This is a genomic window from Clostridium nitrophenolicum, from assembly GCF_055391695.1.
The window spans coordinates 2,166,299-2,187,562 of sequence record NZ_AP042469.1 but is presented as its reverse complement, the minus strand read 5'-3'; the positions used below and the strand labels follow the sequence as shown (position 1 = coordinate 2,187,562).

Here is a 21,264-nt window from a genome sequence, read left to right as displayed (position 1 = left end):
CTTTCCCATTTTCTTTAACTTTCCATATATATTAAGTGTAATCTAAACTAAGGCTAAGGTCGGTGAATTACCATGGTAAATAACAAGAATATATCACAATACTATTACAGAAATGAGGATGGCATTGTAGTTTACAAAATCGAAAGCTGTAAGTGGTTACAAGACGGAAACCTAAAGAAAAGCTTTCGATGCTACAGCAAAGATAAGAAAGGCGAATGGATCAATGATTTTAAAAGCATAGAGCCGGTTCTTTATATGCTCCCATCTGTAATAAAAAGTATAAAAAACAATGAAACTATTATATATGTGGAAGATGAAAAGTCTGCAGATGCACTAAAGAACATGGGCTTTACTGCAACTACAACCTTTGGTGGCCTTAAAAGTTTTAATAAATTCAGCAAAAACTATGCTCAGCAAATAAAAAGAGCTAACCTTATAATTTTCCCGAATAATAGTAATCATAGCAATCAATATTCCAAAACTGTATATAACAGTTTTAAAAGCTGCTGCAAAAGCATAGGAATTATTAATTTGCCTGATTTAAAGGAAAATATGAGTATTGCAGAGTGGATTAATAATGGTGTAACACCAGAACTTATAGAGAATCTAATAACAGGAGCAGATGTAATTGAAAAAAATACAAATTACAACTCTCCTATTCATATAGAAGATGGCTGCTATTACAAGAACTACAAAGGCAGAAAAATCTTTATTACAAACTTTATAATAGAAGCTAAATACATAATTATATCTCCTTATGAAGAACTGATAAAATGTGAACTAAAACTGTGTAACAGCAATCATGTTGTAGAAAGGACTTTTACTCCACAGGATTTTAATGATGCACTGTCCTTTAAAAAAGCAGTTAATAGTTTTGCCTTAGTTTTCAATGGTTCAAATTCAGACCTGCAGCATATAAAGGCAAAGATATCCTCAGATACAACTAACATTATAAACGGTGTATCCTATGAAGGCTTTCATAAGCTAAATAAAAAGTGGTTCTTTGTTGACAACGATAGTACTGTAGGTGAGGATCTTTATTTTAATTCTTCAGCTATAGTTCTTGAAGATTTCAGGGAAGCTCACAGTAATTTATTAGAATTTTCCTGTATTACAAAAGAAGAATTACAAATTCTAGCTCCTTCTCTTTTTAGCTTTAATGATTTATCTGTAACTGCTACTTTAATTCCATATCTTTGCGGCTTATTTTTAAAGGGTAAGCTTGAACATATTGGTATAAAATACAACCATCTTTTAATAGAAGGTCAAAGCGGCAGTGGAAAGAGCCAGACTCTAGAGAATATAGCAGCTCCTCTTCTTGGATATAGAGGAAACATTCTAGATGCCAGCACCTGCACCAACTTTGCCTTTACCAAGCTTGCAAGCAGCAGCAACTTTCTTCCTTTGATTATTGATGAATATAAGCCCAAGAAGATTGGAACCTACAGAGTTAATCTCATTTCAAATATAATGAGAAACTCTTATGATGCACACAAAACTATCAAGGGAACTCAAAACCTTGGTAAAAATATTGAATTCACACCCCGTTCTTCTGTAATACTCTGCGGTGAAATGGGTATTACAGAAACCGCTAATATTGAAAGAAGTCTTAAAATATTTTTATCTACCTCTAACCTAAACAAAAATACTAAAAATCACTTCACTAATCTTAAAGAAAACAGCCTGTTATTATCCAAACTTGGAAACAGCTTATTGATGGGAGGATTAAAAATGAGTGAAGAAAATCTAAAAGCTACTTATGATATGTTTTTCAAGAAATTCTCTGGGAACAATGTACATAATGAGAGAATAAAACAATCTATAACAAATGCTCTTTTAGGATTAGCTCTTCTTTTAGAAATATTTGAAAATTTAGGACTTAACTTTAAAGAAGCTTCTGGTTACTCCTCTAAAGATATAGAAACCGCACTTAAAGCTTCTGTAATAAAAGAACTTTTAGAAGATAACACCAAAAGTAAAAGTGTGGTGGATATCAGCCTTGAAGCCTTCAATAGAATGGCTGCGAATGGTGATCTAGTACGGGGTGCTGATTATGACTGCACAAAGGATTCTGATGGTAATAAGGTACTTAGATTAAACTACACTGTTTTCTATGATAGATTTCTAAAGTACTGCAAAGACCACAATCTGGACATAGAAGTTCTGACCCTTGGAAGCTTTAAAAAGCAGATAAGCAAGATGAGCTACTGTAAGTTTTATAACAAGCCTACCTGTTTTCATGTTGCTAATACTTTTAATGGTATCAAAAAGACCTTTAGGGCTGCAGTTCTAGTTGTGGACAAGCTGAAGGAAAATAACATAGATGTGGATTTTATGATAGAATAATAAATAATTAGGAAGCCATTCAAATTTATGCGTGGCTTCCTAATTATTTGTTTTGAATCAAAAAAAATTCATCTCATTTAAATATTTCTTTAACTTTACAAGGGCCTTTTTCTTTCTATCTACTGCTGTTCTATAACTTACTTCTTTGAAGCCTGCATAATCCTTTAAATTTCTATTATTAAAATAATACCAATAAATAATCTCCTTTTCTTTTTCATTAAGCTTTTTTAAAGCTGCACTAAGGATAACTTTTTCTTCCTTTTTTATGCTATCTTCTTCTATATTAAAATCGCAGGCCAAAATATCTATAAGCTCACAGCCTTCCTTATTTAAACTATGAAGACTGCAGCACCTTGCTTCTTTTACATTGCTTCTTATAAGTAAATATAACTCTCTTCTAATAGTATTAAATACATAGGTTGTAAAAGCATTGCTTCTTTCAGTATCATACCTATTTATAGCCTTAATTATAGAGGCCTGTCCTATTGCTATTAAATCTTGTATATCATAGCCCTTTACATAAATGCTTCTAGCAGTTTTTATCACAAAAGGCGTATATTTCTTTATTATTTCTTCAATAGCTTCTTTATCCCCTTGTTTTGCCTCTAGAATTATTTCATTTATTTTTATGTTATCCATTATTAAATCCCCCCGTTTTTAAAATAATCCTAAGTTTGTATACAATTCACCTAATATATATACAATTTGAGGGGATGTAGGCAGTGGAATTTTGAAATTTTCTATAAAACAAAAATGTGGTGAAATTCACCACATATTACTGAACTTTTTTATTCCCTATTTTCTTCAAAAATTAATGTCCTTTCATCCTCCGAGATAAACAACAGAGTTTTTCAAGCATTTTCTATAAATAATTACTTGCAAACATATTCTAATTGTCTTTCTACTAAATAGTTATTTATTTTTTTATTCCACTTTCCATATAAATCAGGTTTTTCCTCTTTAACTACAGATAAAAAAGAATCAAGTACACCAAGTTTGTTAAGACCCTTAGATAAATGTCTAGGAAAATCTCTTTCTTTAGAATAAAATTTTTTAGGGTCTATTGCCATTAGAGAACCATCCGGTTGAATCATAATATCTTTACATCTTATATCTTCTTTTAAAAAATTCAACTTATTAAACTCTTCAAACAAATTAAGTATTTTGATTGATACTTCTCTATTCAAACCATTTAATTTTATATAATTAGTTAGCGTTATTCCATTAACATAGTCTCTTATCATATAGTTTCCTAGCATACAATAAACTCGAGGAAAATATTTATTCTTGCTTATTTTCTTAAGTATTAAGTACTCTTTTTTACAGCTTTTAGGGTCAAAGCAAATTTTAATTACTTTTCCATCAGGAAGGAGATAAACTACACCATTATGACCTTTACCAAGAAATTTGCAGTCTAATAGATTAATATTAAAGTTTTTAATATAATTTTCATATATTTCCTTATTCATCTTAACTCCTTTCATAAAATATTTTATCTATATTAAGACAAATATAGGTCATTTTATTTTATAATATGAACTATGCTGGTATATTGCTACTTAGATTTATAGGAGTTAACTTTTAGATATATGTCAACACTCTGAACCTTAAAAAATCAAGTTTTTTCTCTTTACAATGTGATATACTTTTTCATAGTGAGATATTTAAGGCATTTTCAAAAAAATAACTAGTCAATCTACTAGTCTATTTTGCGTCATACTGCGTCGTCAGAACCCTTAGATAGGATCGGCTATCTGCAGAACCTTTCTCCTTGTCTGACACAAAATATCCGTCGCATCCTTGACTTGTTATTTTCTTTCAGATGCCTAAAATGCAAAAAGTAATTACTTATACCTCCAAAATTTTTTACCAAAGGAGTGCCTCTTATGAAAATGCTGCTATTCAAAATGGAAATAATAGATGCCCTAAATAATAACTATAAAATCAAGATAAGTAATGATATAGAGGATACGTTTATAGAATTTAACCCCTATAAAAAAGAGCTGAATTTTATTCATAATAGTAACTTAACTGATTGTCTTAAGGCTAACGAATATCAACTTAGAAAAATGCTTCACAATAAGCGTATAGATACTTATTATGTGGGTTTCAATGTCAAACTTATTTTAAGATATCATAAAGATGTAGCAGCTTTTAATGATAGGAGTAAAATAGTAGTTTTAGATAAACGAAACAATAATAATGATAGTTATGTTATAGATGAAGATAAAGGCGAAGAAAAAATTTATAAGATATTTTCAGATGCTTGCTATTTTGAAAATAAAAAGTATGGTGGTTTTGCGTTTATAATAGAGGATTTAGAAGGAAATTATAAGTTACACACAGAAAAAGTTCAGGAAACAGGCAGCAGCCAAGCTGAACTTATAGCAGTTATAAAAGCTATTCAATTATTAAAGAATATCGAAAAAATAAGAATAGTAACTGACAGCCAATATGTAAGAAAAGGCCTAACAGAATGGATTCCTTGCTGGAAATTAAATGATTTTAAAACCATAAATGGCGAGTCTGTTAAAAATATTGAGAACTGGCTTCTCTTTGATACCGTCTGTAATGGGAAATATATTGAATTTCAATGGGTAAAAGGACACTCCAACCATTTTGAAAACTCTCTTTGTGATATGTATGCAAGAGATGCAGCTGAGACTTCAAGCTAGATTATGAGATTGCAGTGTCCTGTAACTGCAATCCCCTATTTTAAGTTTTTGAGGCAGTGAAATTTAAAATTTTCTACAAAACAAAAATGTGATGAATTTCACCACATTTTACTGTACCTTTTCGCTTCCTATTTGTTTTATTAATTCTAAAGCCTTATCATACAAATTTTCTATCTTCACTATAACATCATTCACTCTAGTCTCTTTAGAATTTAATACCTCTATCTTTATATTTTCCAGTTTAAAATAACCCTTAAACCTTACTATTTTCATCCCCTTTAATTTACTAAGCTTCTTCAAAATCTTATATACTTCTATTTCACTGTTGCTTTTAAAGCTCAGTTCATGTACTGCCTCCGCATTCTTTAAAAGATACATAGTAGTATAAGTTATTAGCTCCACACCATATTCTACAGGAACTATAGGTTTTAAAGAGAGTATTTCTTCTAACTCGAATCTTAAATACTCTTCTTCATCTGTCCCTCTTCCCTTTGGAATTTCAACACATTCTTTTCTCTTGTATCTTTTAATTTCTTTTATTTTCCCATAATAACGTATTCCAGCAGAATCTTCAAAGCTATATAAATAAAGAAAAATCCTATAATTTTTGTCCAATTATAGGATACACTTATTGTATGAATTTGCTTACTCCAGCTTTTCAATTTTATTTATTGCAAGGGTTGGTAGAGGCGAAGCATGGAGGGCGAAATCCACTATTAATTTAGAACTTTTTCTTTCATTCTAGATATATTAATATCTTTATCATTTTTGAAACAATCCTCTATCTCATAAATTATCTCTTTAAAATCATCATAAGTTACCATTCTATCATTAATAGTAAAAACTTTATATAACTCTTCGTAAAAGTAATCTCTATGCTTTTGAATGCCCTCATAATGTACCCTATACCAACTATGAAACTTGAGTAAATCTTTAAAGTCTATAAACACTGGTTTGGTACTATTTCCTTCATTTATAGACTCCCTAAAATATTTATTCATCCCATCTATTTGCGAATCCTTAAATTGATTACCTATAAAAATATGAGCACTCAACTCGCTATTTTTAGTACAATACCTTTTGATCTCATTTGTACTATTAAATTTATTAACATACTCTATAGCCTTCCTTTTCTCCTCGATACTTAAATTATATCCTTCATCTTTATATGTTAATTTACAATCAAAAGTAAAAGCATACCTGCATTCCTTTTTATCTCCACCTCTTACTTCAGAATATTCAAATGCTAAAACTCCCTCTGGTAATGGTTTCCCAATTTCAGCACTTCCCCACTTCTCTGATTTAAAAACTATATCTTTTAATAGAGCATAAATATCATCCTCAAAATCACTAGATAAGTATTTTTTACTTATTTTGCTTGGCTTATCTACGATGGTTGCTAAATCTTCATTTGCCAATATTGAAGCCTTTACAACTTGATAATGCAATCTCTTTTCTAAATTATCAAAAACAGAGTTTAATATTACTTTATTTTTATTTCCATCATCCTTATTTGCATATAACGTTGCAAATTGTAACATTTCAATTGTGTTAGGCGTCATTAACTTTGCTTGATTATTATCAATTCCATAATATATTATTATTGTTGGTACTAGTTTTTTTTCTATTGATTTTATTACTTTTCTAGATATAATTTTATCTGCAATAACAATATTGTATTCTCTTGTTCCTCTTAAAAATCTAATAACTTTATATCCACTAAACTTGTCTGATTTTTCAATATCAGCCTTTTTCAAATTTATAGAATTGCATAGAAAATTTACAATAAAGTTCTCTACTTTTTTATGGTTAACATTTATACTTTCATACTCCTGAATATCAAATTCATCACTTGAACAATCTGGACATTCTTTGATGTCTTCAGTACTAATATCAAACGTTGTCCCACATGATATATTTTTACATACAAATCTCTTAATTGGCTGTATTTCTATAATGTTATCATCTGTCAACATTCGAATTATTTCTTGATTATAATTTTCGACCTGCTTTGTTGTAGTACATCTCATTATTGTGTCAATTTCGTCCGCTATTCCTCTATCTAACTTATTTTTTACCCTTGTATTTAAAGGAATCCCAAATTTAGCTTTAAACTTGCTATTAATTATTTCAAAGCTACTTTTATCCAGCCCTTTATCATCAAGTTTGAATATTATACTACCATCTTTTAGCCCTACTATTCTTATTGTCCTACTTTTGTCATTAACATCTATGTGCATTTCCTTAATACAATATAGACTATCTATATCTAAAACTCTCATTTCAAATGCATGAACAACTGATGGCCATACATCCCTTTTAGGAGTATTAAAAGTTACTTCAGGTGATTTATTTAATAAGCTGCTTGAAAATACTATTTTATTAACATAGAAGTTTGACACTTCCACTTTTGTTGAATTGTTTAAGTTATAAAAAACTTCTTTAAATTCATCAGCATCATAATCATCATATACTGGACTTTCAACTTCTTCAAATTTACATCCAAAATAGTTTTCAAAATATCTTTTTAATTGTGCTCTTTCTCCAATTGTTCTAGATTTTATATGTACTATTTGTGCTGCTTCATCCAATTCAAATAATATTATATCTATATCTTTAACTCTCTTAGCCTCATCAAAGTCTGTTTTCTGAGAATCATTTTTCAATTTATATATTACATATATTCTCTTATCGTTATAAGTGCAATGCATCCTTATTTTATAATCTGTTCCAACTTTGGGTGTTTTACTCATAAAAGAACAGAGCTTTTCTAAATTATTATCTTCTGAGAACTTATCAAAATAAGTTTTTGACATCTTGTCTGTTATATATTCAACACCAGTCCCCTTAGATTGCCATTCCCATAATGCAACTATATCAAATAAATATGTATGATCTTTAATAAATATATGAAACAATTTAACTAGTGCTGTTGATTCTAAATAGTTTGAATCTTCATTATAGAAAAGATAATTATACATATCATTAACAGATTTTTTCTTTCTCTTTAAAAATATAATCAAATATATAATGTCAAAACTTCGGTTATCCTCTAGGATGGTTTTAATCATTTCTGCTTTTTCATTAATATTTAATCCTAAGATACTACATATATTTTCAACTTCCAATTCATGAAGATTGCTCAATTTCTGATTTAAAATTGCTTTTACATCCTCTTCCTCAATTATTTTAGAGTAATTGACTCCTAATTCACTCCAAAAACCTGTCCAATTTATATCTTCATTTTTGCCATCAAAAATACTATTAAAAATCATAATAGCTGCACCTCCTCTACCTATATATCCATTATACACATTTTTTTGGATATCATACAACTAATTACAAATTATGATAAATTCATCTTCTTTTGAACAAAGCAGATCATTAGAATATATTTTGCTTGAGGAAGTTTCTTTATTTTCAGCCTTATCAAAGTTATAGTTTAAATTTACCACATTAAATTCTATGGTATTTGTCCTGTCCAATACCTTCTTAACTAAATAGGAAGGTGGTTTCATCCATGTTTACTGTGCCAATTATGTATAAATTCTGTGATATATATAAATCCCCAAAACTTTCTACAGCCTCTAAATCTCCTGCAAAAACTCTCTTCTTATAATCTTGTCTGTTTTTATTTCCCCATTTACGTTATCCCTTGTTTCCATTATAGATAATATGTCACTAAAATAATATTCCACCCTAGCTAAATTCATTTCATCTAAACATACAAAGTAAGGTAGTTCTTTATGCTCTACAGCCTGTTTAATTATGTTGGTGAGTATACTAGGTTGAAAATTTCCTTCTATGTTTCTATACCCAATTAGTTCTGAAGCATCTGACTAATCCGATCTTACAGGTATTAAATTATAAGTTCCATCTTCTCTAGAAGCTCCAATAGCCTTAGCAAATAATTCTACTAATTTACTTTTGCCTGTACCTGATATTCCGTATATGATAACAAAGGGTTTAGTTTTTAAAGATAAGTAGAGATTTTTAATGATATCAGTACTATATTCATAACCTTGCGAAGCCATGTAATTATGAATGTACTCCACTACATCTTTATTTTCTGTGGTTGAGCCTTCTAATTTTGAAAGTTTTTTTGATATATATTCTTCTATTTTATCTATTTCTTGATGCTCTTTAGTAATATCATCATTTGAATCATTTATAAATGTTGATACGTTTTCTCCTAAATTTTTTTCTAGATAGTAAGTATTAAGCTTATGCTGCAAAATGTACTTTAAACTTTCTTTATCTTCCCCAGTAAACTCATCCCACAGGCGGTTATTGAATCTTAAATATTCAGCTCCATCCGATTATTCTCCCATAAAACTTCCAAGCCATAAGTACCGCTATTCTTGGATATAAGTATCTTTGCTCCTTCTACCCTACCATTTTCAGAAACTAACTTTAAAAATCGTGTTGCATTGTATTTTAATTTTCTCTTCGAGTTATATATATGCTTTGCATATCGGTATTAAACTTATTTTCTAACTCACTTATCTCAATACCTCTTATTCTCTATAAAAATGTTATAATTATTATTTTAGGATATCCCAATTATTTAAATGGTCTCTCACATCAACGGTATTCTCTCTTATCTCGGTAGCTTTATCCTCCTTAACCACAAAATATAAATGTAAAAGGCCACTTTTACCGGATCGGTTTGCTTCATTATATATATCTAATTCCTCTGGCTCATACATAAGGAAGTTCCAATTGCCTTTAGTATCAACAACAGAAAACATACATATATCTATAAATGTTCCCATGATATCATCCAAATCAACTGTATGCCATGCATGATCAACATCACCTATAGTTTTACTGATATGTGTCTTACTGTGAAAAAATTTAATAATTATAGGTCTTTTTGACTCAGAATCCGGCCTAGTTATCTTGATTCCACTTCCTTCTTTACGCGCTGCTTTTTCAACAATATAATCTGGATATTTACTTCTGATAACTTTAATTGCCTGATTCCTAGCTTGAGAACGTGTATATTCTCCTTCTTCTGAAACTTCCAAAGATTCGTCCTCCGAAATTTCTTTCTTTGAAACAATATTGCTTCTAATTTTCTCCATTTCTTCTTCTAACACCTGAACCCTGCTTAATAATTCCAAAATAATTTTATCGTAATTCATTAAATCACCTCTTTTAAGTTTATAACTAAATCATACATAAAATAATCTAATTTGTCAATGATAAAATAAGATAAAATATTTTATCTGATTTTATCATTGAACATATCAAATATATTTACTAAGCTCTTTATATAGTTTATTTTAATATAATCTACATTATCTAAGTTAACTATAAGCATAAAGTAAAGAAGATGAACCTATCATTTCCGAGATAAATTCATCTTTCTTAAACTTCATCATTAATACCCTAAAAAATCAAAATACTTATTGTATTCCTCTAATCTTCTTTTTACACTTTGCTCATCAGGATTTAGTTTTAAAGCAAAATTGAAAAACGCTCTTGCTTTTTTGTATTCCTTTATTTGATCATAAGCGTGTCCTAGCTTCTTTACTATATACAGCATACCTGGTGTTTGCTTATTTATTTCCTCTAGTATCGTTAGAGCTTCCACTTGTTCATTATTTAAGCCATAAGCACATGCGAGTTTATATCTGTAATCTAAATTCTCCGGATTTCGTTCTTTAAGTTTTTTATAGCACCCAATGGCTTCATCATATCTTTTCAATTCAAACATTACTCTTCCATTTAAATATATGAAATCATCCTCAAATGCATCTCTTCTAATGCCCTCAACCTTACTAATTTTAATATTTTTCAAAGCATCTAGACTATCGAAGAACCTACCTTGTTTATAATAAGTATATGCTCTATGATATAAGATATCTTGTGATTTGTTACCATTTTCATATTCATTTCTAAGTATCAACTCTGCATTATCGTATTCATTATTTTTATAAAAACCTATTACACCGTCAATCCAGTCTTTTTCATAAATCTCTTGTTTAATGTTTTTACTATAAGATATTAAGTTATTGTTTTCATTAAAAGTATTTTTTAAATCTCTTTTAATTTCAAATACATCTTTATATCTTTCCTCAGGATCTCTTTTAAGTAATTTCAAGATAACTTCTTCAACAGCAAGGGATATATTATCATTTATTTCTCTTGGCCTTGGATATGGAATATTATTTATTAACTGGTTTGCAGTTTCATGAGGAGTTCTGCCAGTCAAAAATTTATAGAGTAATACCCCTAATGCATAGATATCAGAATTTAAGTATCTCTTGTTTGAACCTGCCACTTCAGGTGCCATATAAGCCCATGTTCCTCCACCATCAATTGTTTTAATAAACAAATCCTCTATTAACTTACTTGTTCCAAAGTCAGTTATTTTAGCCACTTTGCCATCAGTTAATATATTTTGTGGCTTTATATCACCATGGCATATGTTTTTTGAGTGTATATATTCTACTCCATCAACTATTTGTAAAAACAATTTGTATATTTCTTCAAACGTTCTTGGGCTTTTAAACCCTTTCTCACAAAGCTCATCTGATAATTTGTGTCCATTAAAATATTCCATTTCAATTAAAAATAATCCGTCTATTCTTCCCATCCAAATTATCTTAACTACATTTTTGTGGCAACTCCCTATAAATTCTTTTCCTTCAGATAAAGTATTATCTCCTCGTTCTTGATCCTTTGGTATTTTTAGTGCTACAATCTCATTATTTTCAAGATTAACAGCCTTCCATACAGAACCGAAAGAACCTTCATCTATAAATTCTTTTAGTAAGTATTTACTGCCAATATTAGTATCAATCTGTGGTTGAAAATTTACTGCTTTCTTCTTCATAATCTATCCTACCTCTACCCATTGGTTTAGCTTAAGATTTTCACTATTTCCCATGGCAACACATCTATAAATTAAATAAGAGGTCTTTATTCCATCTATTCCTGGGACATAAATACCATTACTTTTTCTAAATCCATTATCAAGTATAGAAATATATTCATCTATATCGCCTGGATTTTCTGTTGCATAACTCCAATACACAAATAATATTATTGGTACGTTTCCGCCTAATTGATGGTATGCAAGAAGCAAGTTTTCTATCTTCTCTTTAATTTTTAGATCTTTTCTTTTACTTTTCTCATATCTTTCAAATTCACATATTAGTATAGGAATATTATCTTCCTTTGAGAACCATATGGAGTCTGGTCTTACTTCATTAATAGTATCACCATATACTACTGCTCCATCAGCAGCGTATTCGCTATATGTATTCTTTTCTTTATATGGATATACTGGGCATTCAGAAATAGCAGCAATTCCATCAACATATCTACCTATTGCAGTAATATAGTTTAAACCTAAAGAATGTACTGTTTCCGAATAATCCTTAACTCCAAACTTTGTCATCATAGGAAACATTTCATCTCTAATATTTCCAACCTTAAACTCTTCTTTTATAAAGGATACTATTTTATTTTTATTCATTAAATACTCCCCATTCCCTTATTACTTCTGGTGACTCTCCACCATGAATTAAGGCTTTGGTTCCTACTTTTACAAGAAGTGGTGCTGGAATAGATCTACCACAAATGAGTGCTTCACCTGTTGATAGTGATGGTAATTCCTCAATATCTGATTTAGAGAACATGTCCGAAGTTTTAGCGATAAACCTTTGGTCATCTGGATTTTTTAATCTCATAGTTATAATAGTATTGCACTGTGAAGTCACATCTGGATCAAGTTTTGATGGTCTTTGAGATATTATTGCAAAGCCTGTTCCAAACTTTCTTCCTTCTGCTGCAATCTTCTTAATTATCTTTTTAGATATACAAGGTATTCCTGCTGGTGCAAAGTTATGTCCTTCTTCATATACAAGGAAACAAGGCCTTATTTGTCTTTGCTTATCTGCTGCCGCTCTCATTACTTCACTTGATATAAGTGCTGTAATAATTTGCTTTGCATCATCTGATAAACCTTGTAAATCAATGATTACAAGTCTGCCAACTTTATTTCCCTTTTCCCCAACCATCTTATATATATCTGTGGGTTCACCAATTGCTCTAGTATAGAAACTTTTTGCTTCATTTATTACTCTAGTTAGTTTCATTGATGCAACAGCAGCACTTCTATTATTTAGTGCCTTTGCTTCACCTTCAGTTAGTTTATCCCAATTTTTTAATTCTTCAAGACCTAGTTCATCTGAAAGTAAATAAGTTAAATCTTGAATATCTCTTGGTGGATTATTATACTTTGCTTTCCAGTACCTTATTGCTACATCTAAAACTCTTTCCTGTGCTTCTGTTAATCCTGGCAAAATCGATGATAAGTCATCCATGTCAAATCTATCAAATTGAAGTGCTAAGTGATTATTTTTACCACTATATTTATAATCAAAAGAATCCATTTGAGGTGTATAAACTTTTATTCCACCATTTGCGTTTAATAATTTTACAAATCTTTCTTGAATTCTTTCTAGACTCTTAATTTCATTTTCATCTTCTATAAAACTAAGGTCATCATTAAAATGTAGTTTTCCCTTTTCAAATGCCTTCCCATACTCGCCGTGAACATCAAAAACTATAACTGTACCGTTCATCTCTGCTACAAGTCTTTCTATAATTCTTCCTACAGTATAAGATTTACCTGAACCTGTCATAGCAAGAACAGCAAGATGCTCTGTAACAAGTTTATTTACATCAAGATACACAGGTACAATATTACTTCCTTTGTCATACCCAATTAAGTTTCCTATGTTAAGGCTTGTATTTTCATCAAACTTATAAAATCTTGCAAGGAACTCATAATCAACACCATAAACCTTCTCTCCTGGATTTAAAGGCCTTCTAGGAATTTTAATTTGTCCATTATTATCTCTATATCCAACAAGTTCAATAGTTCCAAATAAGGTTTCACCTGTTATACTTGCCCCTGGTAAAATTTCAAGATTTGAAAGTCCCTCTCCCATATTTGAATTATATAGAATATTATTTCTTGTTATAGAAACTATTCTGCCAAGCACAAAAGTTTCTCCATCTTCTTCTGACTCAGTATGTCTTATCTTTACGAATTCGCCTCTTTTAGCAGAAAAACTATTTTCTAACACTATTTTTAAATCATTAGGATTGCCTGTATTACCTATAAGTTTTCCTATGTATTTATCTTTCATTAAAAATCACCCCACTCTTCATATATCAAATACAGTTTTTTATAATATAATCCCATATTTTGTTTCCATTTTCTTGACCAACCCCAAACATAGTAGACATAAATCTATAATTTACTTCTGTTATTTGTTTAATTTTATCTGGTTTAAGTGGAGTTTGTAGTATTACAAATTCATCTAATTCAGTATAATATTCTTCATTTACTTCTGTGTCTAGATTATGATAGTTTTTCTTTTTAACAATCCCACTTCCCTTGCCCATAGCAACAATACCTGTAGCATTTCTGTATAAAAAAACCTTATCCCCCTTTTGAATTTTATTTATTTTATATTTCCATGGATCATAGTAAGCAGCAGCCTTTTTATTTTGTAGCATATCTTTATCATCTTCTTGAGTATTTTTTGTGTTAGTATTTAAAATATAGCACCCTTCCTCAAATTCAATTACATCTTCCTCTGGACTATAAGTGTTAAATTCTATTAACTTATCTCCATTTAAGGTTTCATATACACGATAAATAATAGCGTCTATCCATAATCCTGTTGTTTTCCAATAATTTATTGCTTGTCGTGTTTCTGTATCTGTTCCATCCGTTATAATCAAAAAATGTTGTTTTTTATTAAAATCTTCTTTTCTTATTTCTTCATTTTTTCCTAAATTAAAATATTCCTTGTGATCATTTATTAACTCTTTTCCTTTTTTCCCATGTTTGTTATATAATTCATTTAAAGCATGATAATCACTTTGTCCAAATATCTGCCCATATCTTAATACCTGTAATAAATTTTCTTTATCTGATTTCCAACGTTTTAGTTCAAATAAATATAAATTGCCACTTCTATCTAAAGCCATAATATCAGGCTCTTCTTTTCCCTTCCTCTCTTGAAATATAGTCATTAAACTGTTTTCTGAAACTATCTTGCTAATATTATGTGCGATCAAATCCTCTAAATCTTTTTCACTCCAGTTTATTGATGCAAGATTAGTTCTTTTAACTGAATTTAATTGCTTTTTATTATTATCATTTAAATAGAATAACATTTAGCCCCCCCTATTCCTCAAACACATCCAAATTCTCTTTCCATATACTCTCTAGTTCTTCATTTTTAAGTGACTCTCTTGCTTGAACCTTATAATATTCAAGTATTCTATTCTTACCATTATCAGTTGCTTCAATAGGCTTTAAAGCATATTTAGCATACCATAAAGGCATAGGCAGTGCTTTTTCTTGATCAAAGGCTATTAATGAAATAATCTGTGAAGCCAATTCATCAAGCATATCTGTATCCCAATCCATAACAGTTCCTAACACCTCTACAAGAAGTGGTGGAGTAGTATTACCTGCCTTAACGTGCATTCCCATAAGCCCAATTTTTCTTATTTCTTCTGGTTCAAGTCTACTATCTTTATTTATTCCATCATACTGAAAGGCTGCTGTTCTTGTTCTTTTTACCAGAATACCTGTCATTAACCTCTTAATTCCTACTTCTTGTAATTTAGGCATTAAATCTTCAATCTTTGCTATAATACCTTTATCTACTGGATCTGGTATATACTTTATATTTTCATCATTAAGAGCAAATACTACAGCACCAAATTTTTTACCTCCTATAGAAGCAATCTTGACTCCATTCTTGTTAAATGGATAAACATTATTTTTATATTTCTTCCAAAACTTCAATATTGTTTTTCTACACTTGTTATATATATTAACTATATCTGTTCTTTCCTCTAATGGAGCATCTGCTCTTTCAAGTAACAGTGGAACATCTAAAAGCACTAATTCTGGCTTTTCATCTTCTTCCATAAGTTCAGTCAGTAATTTATAAACATTTATAATATCTATAAATTTTAATTTTTTTTGGCTGTCTAAATCATCTATTTCGTCTACTTCCACTTTACTCTCTTGCCTTGTTTTATATATAGTACCATCTTTAATTAATATATCTTGCCTTACTGCTCCTGCAACATAAAGTATTCCACCAAAAGCATTAGATGTTCTATTTGAACACGCTATTCCTGATGCATTAATAGTAACAGGATTTATAAGTTCAATGTTTCTAATCACTCCACCATCTTTTAACGTAGGAGCAATTTTATCTATAAATCTCATTTTTGCAGATAACTTTGATACTGTAGCAGGAAGTCCTAACTGGATATTTGCAACTATACTTTGGGATATTGTTGTATTTCCTTGTTTAATTCCATCCATCCTCATTTTCCCTCCTCTCTTCTATTACACTAATAAATGCCTTTAAATTCTTCTCAAAAACCACTTCAATGCCTTTATCAGTTAATTTTTCATCCTTTATATATCCACCTGAAACTAGTTCTTCATATTTTTTATTTAATAGTCCTTCATCATGCTTTGCTCCAAAGTATTTAAACATAATTGAAACAATTCCTGCATTTAACTGAACCTTTGCTGCTGCCAATATTATTAATAATACATGCACATTGTCTATATTAATTTCATCAATATTTTCCTGAAACTTTTCTTCAACATAATTTGTACTCTGCACTAAACTGTTAAAATAATTTTTAAATTCACCCTCAAAATCTATCATTTTATAATCTAATAACGGTAAAGTTACTACCGTTATTAGACCACTGCTTAAATTACTTCTGTAATTTATTCCAAAGTTTTTCCCATTTTCAAAGAATACTTTATCCTTTACCACTGCTCTAATTTCAAAACCTATAGGAATTTTATTAAAGTAACTTTCTGTTTTTGTTATTTTAATATCTACAGATATATCAAAGTATTCCTTTAAGTTTATCTCACACCATGCTGGTAATAAAAATAATTGATTTTCTTTATGCTCAAACCATAAATTTAATATTTTCAACTCTTCCTTTTTCATCTTGGTAAGAAGTATACCAGGTAAAACTAACGTTCCTTTTTTTAGTATATTAATGCTTACTACTTCACAAGTACAAAAATTATTCAAAAGTCTATATTCTGTTCTATTTTTATACTCTTCTAATACCTGTATAAGCATTACTACACCTCAACTTTAATCTTTATTAATTTAACTTCAATTAATTCCTTCATTTCTTCTTCATAGTTGTCCCAATCAATACTTCCATCTTTCTCAACTATCTCTTTAAAGAAACTAAAGGTTGCTTTTTTAGTTTTAGATGAATTTTTAAAGAAACTTTCGCCTTCATGATTTAAATCATTCATTTTAGTTTCTATTGCTTTTCGTGTTTCTTCATATGTCTTTTCCTTTGGATACTCTTCTCTATTAATTTCTATTGAAACTGGCTTTGTACTTTCTGCATTTCTAATTTTATCAATAGTTTTAATTAGAAGATCCTCATAAAACTCATTTTTCTTAGTTCTCGCCAAGTTCATTACATTGGTCTTATATCCATCCACTACTCCAACATTTTGATACATATTGTTAATTCTCTCTTTAAGTAGTTCAAGGAAAGGTTTTGGTTTACTAAGCAGTTCTGGTTCACTATCTTCTATCTCCTGTTCAAGACCACCATTTACAAATACATCAATTTCCTTTATACATTTGTTTAAATTCTTGACTTCAGTATGGTTTTTTAAAAGTTCTGGAGCATCTGAAAAATACTGAACCCATCTTTCACTTTCTGATTTTTTCTTATATCCATCAACAATAAACTTAAAACTCTTGTAAATATTCTTATATTCACCAATAATACCGCTATCATTAGACCATTTAAGATCGTTATTATCTAATTGTTCCAATCCGCAATCTTGCAAAATTTCCTCTATTCTCTTTGCAGAACCGCTAAAATCACCATCTTTAAGTCTATATGCAAGGGTATTAATATATGAGACCATAGTTCCTGTTCCAGTGGATGTCATTTTATCATAGTCCGTTGAATTTTGAAGTTCATTACAATACTTCTGAAGTATATTTGTAACAGGTGATATAGGAAGCATAATATTTTCATAAACACAGTTATTCTTTATTTCTGCAATCTTATTAAGTATACTATTCTCAGCAGGCACTTTTAAGTTATTTATATAATCAATAAATAACCTAATGTGTCTTATTCTAAACCATAATGATTTTTCTTTATCATCTATTTTTATATCCTTTATAATATTGGGATTATAAGTTTTTATATTGTTCCACATTTCTCTGTCATATACCTGATTGCATAATGCTACAAACTCTTCTATCTTGGAAATTACTTCTTTAAAGTTAGCACTAGTATTTTTATCTCTCTCTTCTAATATCTCTATTTTAATACTATCTTTAATCTTTGCCGCTTCCTGAAGTTGCACCTTATAATATGGAATTTGATTTTCTTCAAGAACTTTAAGGTATGGCCCATTAATTACTTTCTTCATACTCTCTATTTCTTTTTTACAATCATCATCAAGCCACTTTTTAACTAAATCATATCTTCCATTCAATTCATAAGATGATATTCTTCCAATAAAACCATCTTGAGTTTTAATCAAAAGATTTAAAGATGTCATAAACAATATCCACTGTTCTAATATTTTCTTTGGTTTAACTTCCTTAACAAGACTAAAGAAGAATTTATCCTCATAGTTATTTACAGACTTATTACTATTCCCATTAAATTTTAAAATTCTATTTACACAAGGCGGAATGTCTATGCTAAACTTATTTTCATCTTCTTTTATAAATATACCTGTTTCCTTATATCCCTGACCTTCATTTATTCTTCCTATTGATACATTTCTTAGTGCCATCTTCAATTCTGTATATTCAACATCTGTAAGTTTTACATCCTTCTTACTTCCAAGTTCTTCAAAATCAAGATTATGTATAAGCATTTTCTTGAAAGCAGTTGATAAAACTTTAATTTGTTCATCTGTATGCTTTTTATAAATAATCGGTCTTAAAATCCAGCCTTCGCTATCTAATCCTTCAAACCATTCAGATGACTTTACCTTAAAATGATCCCTTATCTTCCTTACTCTTTCTCTAAGAGTTGATGTTATCATATTCTTATTTTCTCTAATATCAAGAACATCTTTATCAACAGACATTGCTTCTAAAATATCTTTTTGAAGTCTTGTTATATTAACAAAAATTAAGCATTTACCTATACCTTCATATTTTTCTCTCACAAATTTTTCTGTATATTCTTGACTTATAACAGAATCAGAAATGACTATTACTGGATGAACTCCATCTTTCATTAATCTATTATCAAGAAGCACATCTTTTAATTTCTCTTCATCTTTTCCCCAAACTATATCTACCAGTTTATCTCCATGGACATCAAGATAAGGGCCATTCTCTACATATGTTCTTACACAATCAACTCCATTAATGGCGTAAGGCTCTTCCTTTGGATAACTTAATTCTAATGCTCTACAAGCACCTGAAAGAACCCTCTTAACTTCTTCAATTTTATTTTTGCTTCTTTCTGCTATTAACTTTTCAATTTCTTTATTTTTTTCTGTATCTGGTACATATCCAAAATTATCCTTTTCCACTCTGTACCTTTTATTTAGTCTACTTAAATAAGCAAAGTTCGGCCCTATATATTCTGCATTCTTTATTTCATCCATTTCTAATTTTTCAATAATGTATGAATAAATATATCTTGCTGCTTCCTCTACCTCTTCCTTTGGATATAACATTCTTACTTGGTCTAAGAATGTTTCTTCTTCTTTACCTACTATAAATTCATTATCATTTACACTAATAGAAAAAGTTTTAAGACTTCTAAGCAAAACTGCTAAATCAAAACTCCCTCCAAAACTATTTACAAAGTTATCTCCTATATCCTTCTTATAACCTTGGCTATTTAAGTAAACTCCTAGATCATCTTTCTTCAATTTAACACGATAAAATTCCTTGAAAAGTTTCTCTCCATCTTCAGCCTTTGCTTCAAGCATAGCATTAATTTCTTCCTCGGAGTAACTTGATTTTTTATTTGGTATTTGTTTTAAAAGAGCATGTTTTATTTTTTGCCTAAACTTATCATCACACTGTATATAGTCAAAAGCAGGTTTATCAATAAGACTGTCCTTAAATCTATTACTTGAATTTAATATATTTTCCAATATGAAACCTACATCTTTTTTAACAGTTTCATCCTCCATCTTCTGGTCAACATTATGCATAATGACATTGAACCAACCGAAGTTCCCTCCTGCAATGGCATATGCTGCTTCTATAATACCTTCTGGGTATTCAGGTATCATTCTTTTTTTATTAAGATATTCAGTAAAATCTGATATATCTGCAAATGAATTTTGAAGCATTTCATACATTTCAGTTCTTCTGTCTAATGCTCCAATTCCTTGTATACTTCCTCCAATTACAGTAGAACATAAAAGTAAAAAGGCTGCTTCAGGATATTTCTTTCTTGGATCTTCATGTTTAATAGCATTTGTAATTACCTGAATGGCTTCCCCATCAATTTTACTTTGTAGTTCTTTGTCTTTTTCTATTCCGTACTTTGCAATTTCACCTGCTGTTTCAAGTTCATCACAAACTATAAGTATATGTTCTATATTAAACTTCTTAATATAATCAATTCCCATACGAGTTAATTTATCTAATTTATCTCTATTAATAACTAAGTCATCAAGATTAACATTATCTACTTCTAATATCCTATTTAACATTTCTCTATCAAAGCCCATTGGTGCTAATGTGTCTTGAATACATTCCATTATCTTGCCTTGGATGCTTCCGTCAGACTCTTTACTTAAATAAGACAATGCAGTATAAATACCATAAGCAACCCAATGGTCTCCTATTAAATCTTCATGACACATTTGAGAATATCTTATATATAAAGGAAGTACCTTATCTTCAAAGTTAGTCTTGAACACTCTAACTTCCTTTTGATCTCCATCATCATTTATAATCCAACCTTTATCCATTCCTAAAGGCTCTGATATAACTTCAAATCCTATTCTAGATTTACCAATACCCCATTTAGATATCAATGGAAATATCGTTGCCATTCCAGCAGTTTTCATAGTTTTTGTAAATGATCTAAAAATACCATAAAACTCCTTCTGCCCAACCATTGGTTGATTTAAAGGAAAATCACTTGTTCCAAAAGGTGCCCAAATTGACATAAAAATTCCCCC

17 protein-coding genes are annotated in these 21,264 nt (G+C 29.7%); 2 read left to right on the top strand and 15 right to left on the bottom strand.

The features are described from left to right. The first annotated feature begins 72 nt into the window (after positions 1-72). Entirely contained in the window at positions 73-2,346 is a 2,274-nt protein-coding gene (locus tag ACZ5N4_RS10145) for a hypothetical protein (protein ID WP_464209575.1), read from the top strand. A gap of 57 nt (positions 2,347-2,403) precedes the next feature. On the opposite strand, the gene ACZ5N4_RS10140 is transcribed toward ACZ5N4_RS10145, so the two are convergent. Both ACZ5N4_RS10140 and ACZ5N4_RS10135 read right to left on the bottom strand, forming a co-directional pair. Further along, complete coding sequence (locus tag ACZ5N4_RS10140; protein ID WP_464209573.1) at positions 2,404-2,985, bottom strand: sigma-70 family RNA polymerase sigma factor; 582 nt, start codon at positions 2,983-2,985, stop codon at positions 2,404-2,406. 233 nt (positions 2,986-3,218) lie between these two features. Next, entirely contained in the window at positions 3,219-3,815 is a 597-nt protein-coding gene (locus ACZ5N4_RS10135; protein WP_464209571.1) for a protein kinase, read from the bottom strand. A 417-nt stretch (positions 3,816-4,232) separates the two neighbouring features. On the opposite strand from ACZ5N4_RS10135, the gene ACZ5N4_RS10130 reads away from it, so the two are divergent. Beyond that, a complete protein-coding gene (locus ACZ5N4_RS10130; RefSeq protein WP_464209569.1) occupies positions 4,233-5,021 on the top strand; it encodes a ribonuclease H family protein in 789 nt (262 codons plus the stop codon). 108 nt (positions 5,022-5,129) lie between these two features. On the opposite strand, the gene ACZ5N4_RS10125 is transcribed toward ACZ5N4_RS10130, so the two are convergent. The 13 genes from ACZ5N4_RS10125 to ACZ5N4_RS10065 form a co-directional block, all read right to left on the bottom strand. Further along, positions 5,130-5,636, bottom strand: coding sequence for a hypothetical protein (locus ACZ5N4_RS10125; protein WP_464209567.1), 507 nt, complete (start codon positions 5,634-5,636; stop codon positions 5,130-5,132). Between the two features lie 101 nt (positions 5,637-5,737). After that, complete coding sequence (locus ACZ5N4_RS10120) at positions 5,738-8,296, bottom strand: FmdB family zinc ribbon protein (protein WP_464209565.1); 2,559 nt, start codon at positions 8,294-8,296, stop codon at positions 5,738-5,740. A gap of 60 nt (positions 8,297-8,356) precedes the next feature. Then, a complete protein-coding gene (locus ACZ5N4_RS10115; RefSeq protein ID WP_464209563.1) occupies positions 8,357-8,506 on the bottom strand; it encodes a hypothetical protein in 150 nt (49 codons plus the stop codon). A gap of 102 nt (positions 8,507-8,608) precedes the next feature. After that, positions 8,609-8,734: a hypothetical protein gene (locus tag ACZ5N4_RS10110; protein ID WP_464209561.1), complete on the bottom strand. Its 126-nt coding sequence runs from the start codon at positions 8,732-8,734 to the stop codon at positions 8,609-8,611. A gap of 126 nt (positions 8,735-8,860) precedes the next feature. Continuing rightward, the gene (locus ACZ5N4_RS10105) at positions 8,861-9,256 is read right to left on the bottom strand and encodes a hypothetical protein (RefSeq protein ID WP_464209559.1); all 396 of its coding nucleotides are present in this window, start codon (positions 9,254-9,256) and stop codon (positions 8,861-8,863) included. 309 nt (positions 9,257-9,565) lie between these two features. Further along, positions 9,566-10,168 (bottom strand): hypothetical protein, encoded by a 603-nt coding sequence (locus ACZ5N4_RS10100; RefSeq protein WP_464209557.1) that lies wholly within the window; start codon positions 10,166-10,168, stop codon positions 9,566-9,568. Positions 10,169-10,407: 239 nt separating this feature from the next. After that, the gene (locus ACZ5N4_RS10095) at positions 10,408-11,865 is read right to left on the bottom strand and encodes a protein kinase domain-containing protein (RefSeq protein WP_464209555.1); all 1,458 of its coding nucleotides are present in this window, start codon (positions 11,863-11,865) and stop codon (positions 10,408-10,410) included. Positions 11,866-11,868: 3 nt separating this feature from the next. Beyond that, positions 11,869-12,510, bottom strand: coding sequence for a hypothetical protein (locus tag ACZ5N4_RS10090; RefSeq protein WP_464209553.1), 642 nt, complete (start codon positions 12,508-12,510; stop codon positions 11,869-11,871). Next, positions 12,503-14,191: a helicase HerA domain-containing protein gene (locus tag ACZ5N4_RS10085; RefSeq protein WP_464209551.1), complete on the bottom strand. Its 1,689-nt coding sequence runs from the start codon at positions 14,189-14,191 to the stop codon at positions 12,503-12,505. Before ACZ5N4_RS10085 ends, ACZ5N4_RS10090 begins: the two co-directional genes overlap by 8 nt. Before the next feature lie 25 nt (positions 14,192-14,216). Beyond that, complete coding sequence (locus ACZ5N4_RS10080; protein WP_464209549.1) at positions 14,217-15,230, bottom strand: hypothetical protein; 1,014 nt, start codon at positions 15,228-15,230, stop codon at positions 14,217-14,219. Between the two features lie 10 nt (positions 15,231-15,240). Further along, positions 15,241-16,401: a hypothetical protein gene (locus ACZ5N4_RS10075; protein ID WP_464209547.1), complete on the bottom strand. Its 1,161-nt coding sequence runs from the start codon at positions 16,399-16,401 to the stop codon at positions 15,241-15,243. After that, positions 16,388-17,191: a hypothetical protein gene (locus tag ACZ5N4_RS10070; RefSeq protein ID WP_464209545.1), complete on the bottom strand. Its 804-nt coding sequence runs from the start codon at positions 17,189-17,191 to the stop codon at positions 16,388-16,390. Before ACZ5N4_RS10070 ends, ACZ5N4_RS10075 begins: the two co-directional genes overlap by 14 nt. Before the next feature lie 2 nt (positions 17,192-17,193). Continuing rightward, positions 17,194-21,252 carry a hypothetical protein gene (locus tag ACZ5N4_RS10065; RefSeq protein WP_464209543.1) on the bottom strand — a complete coding sequence of 1,353 codons (4,059 nt, stop codon included), beginning with the start codon at positions 21,250-21,252 and terminating at the stop codon, positions 17,194-17,196. Between the last annotated feature and the right edge of the window lie 12 nt (positions 21,253-21,264).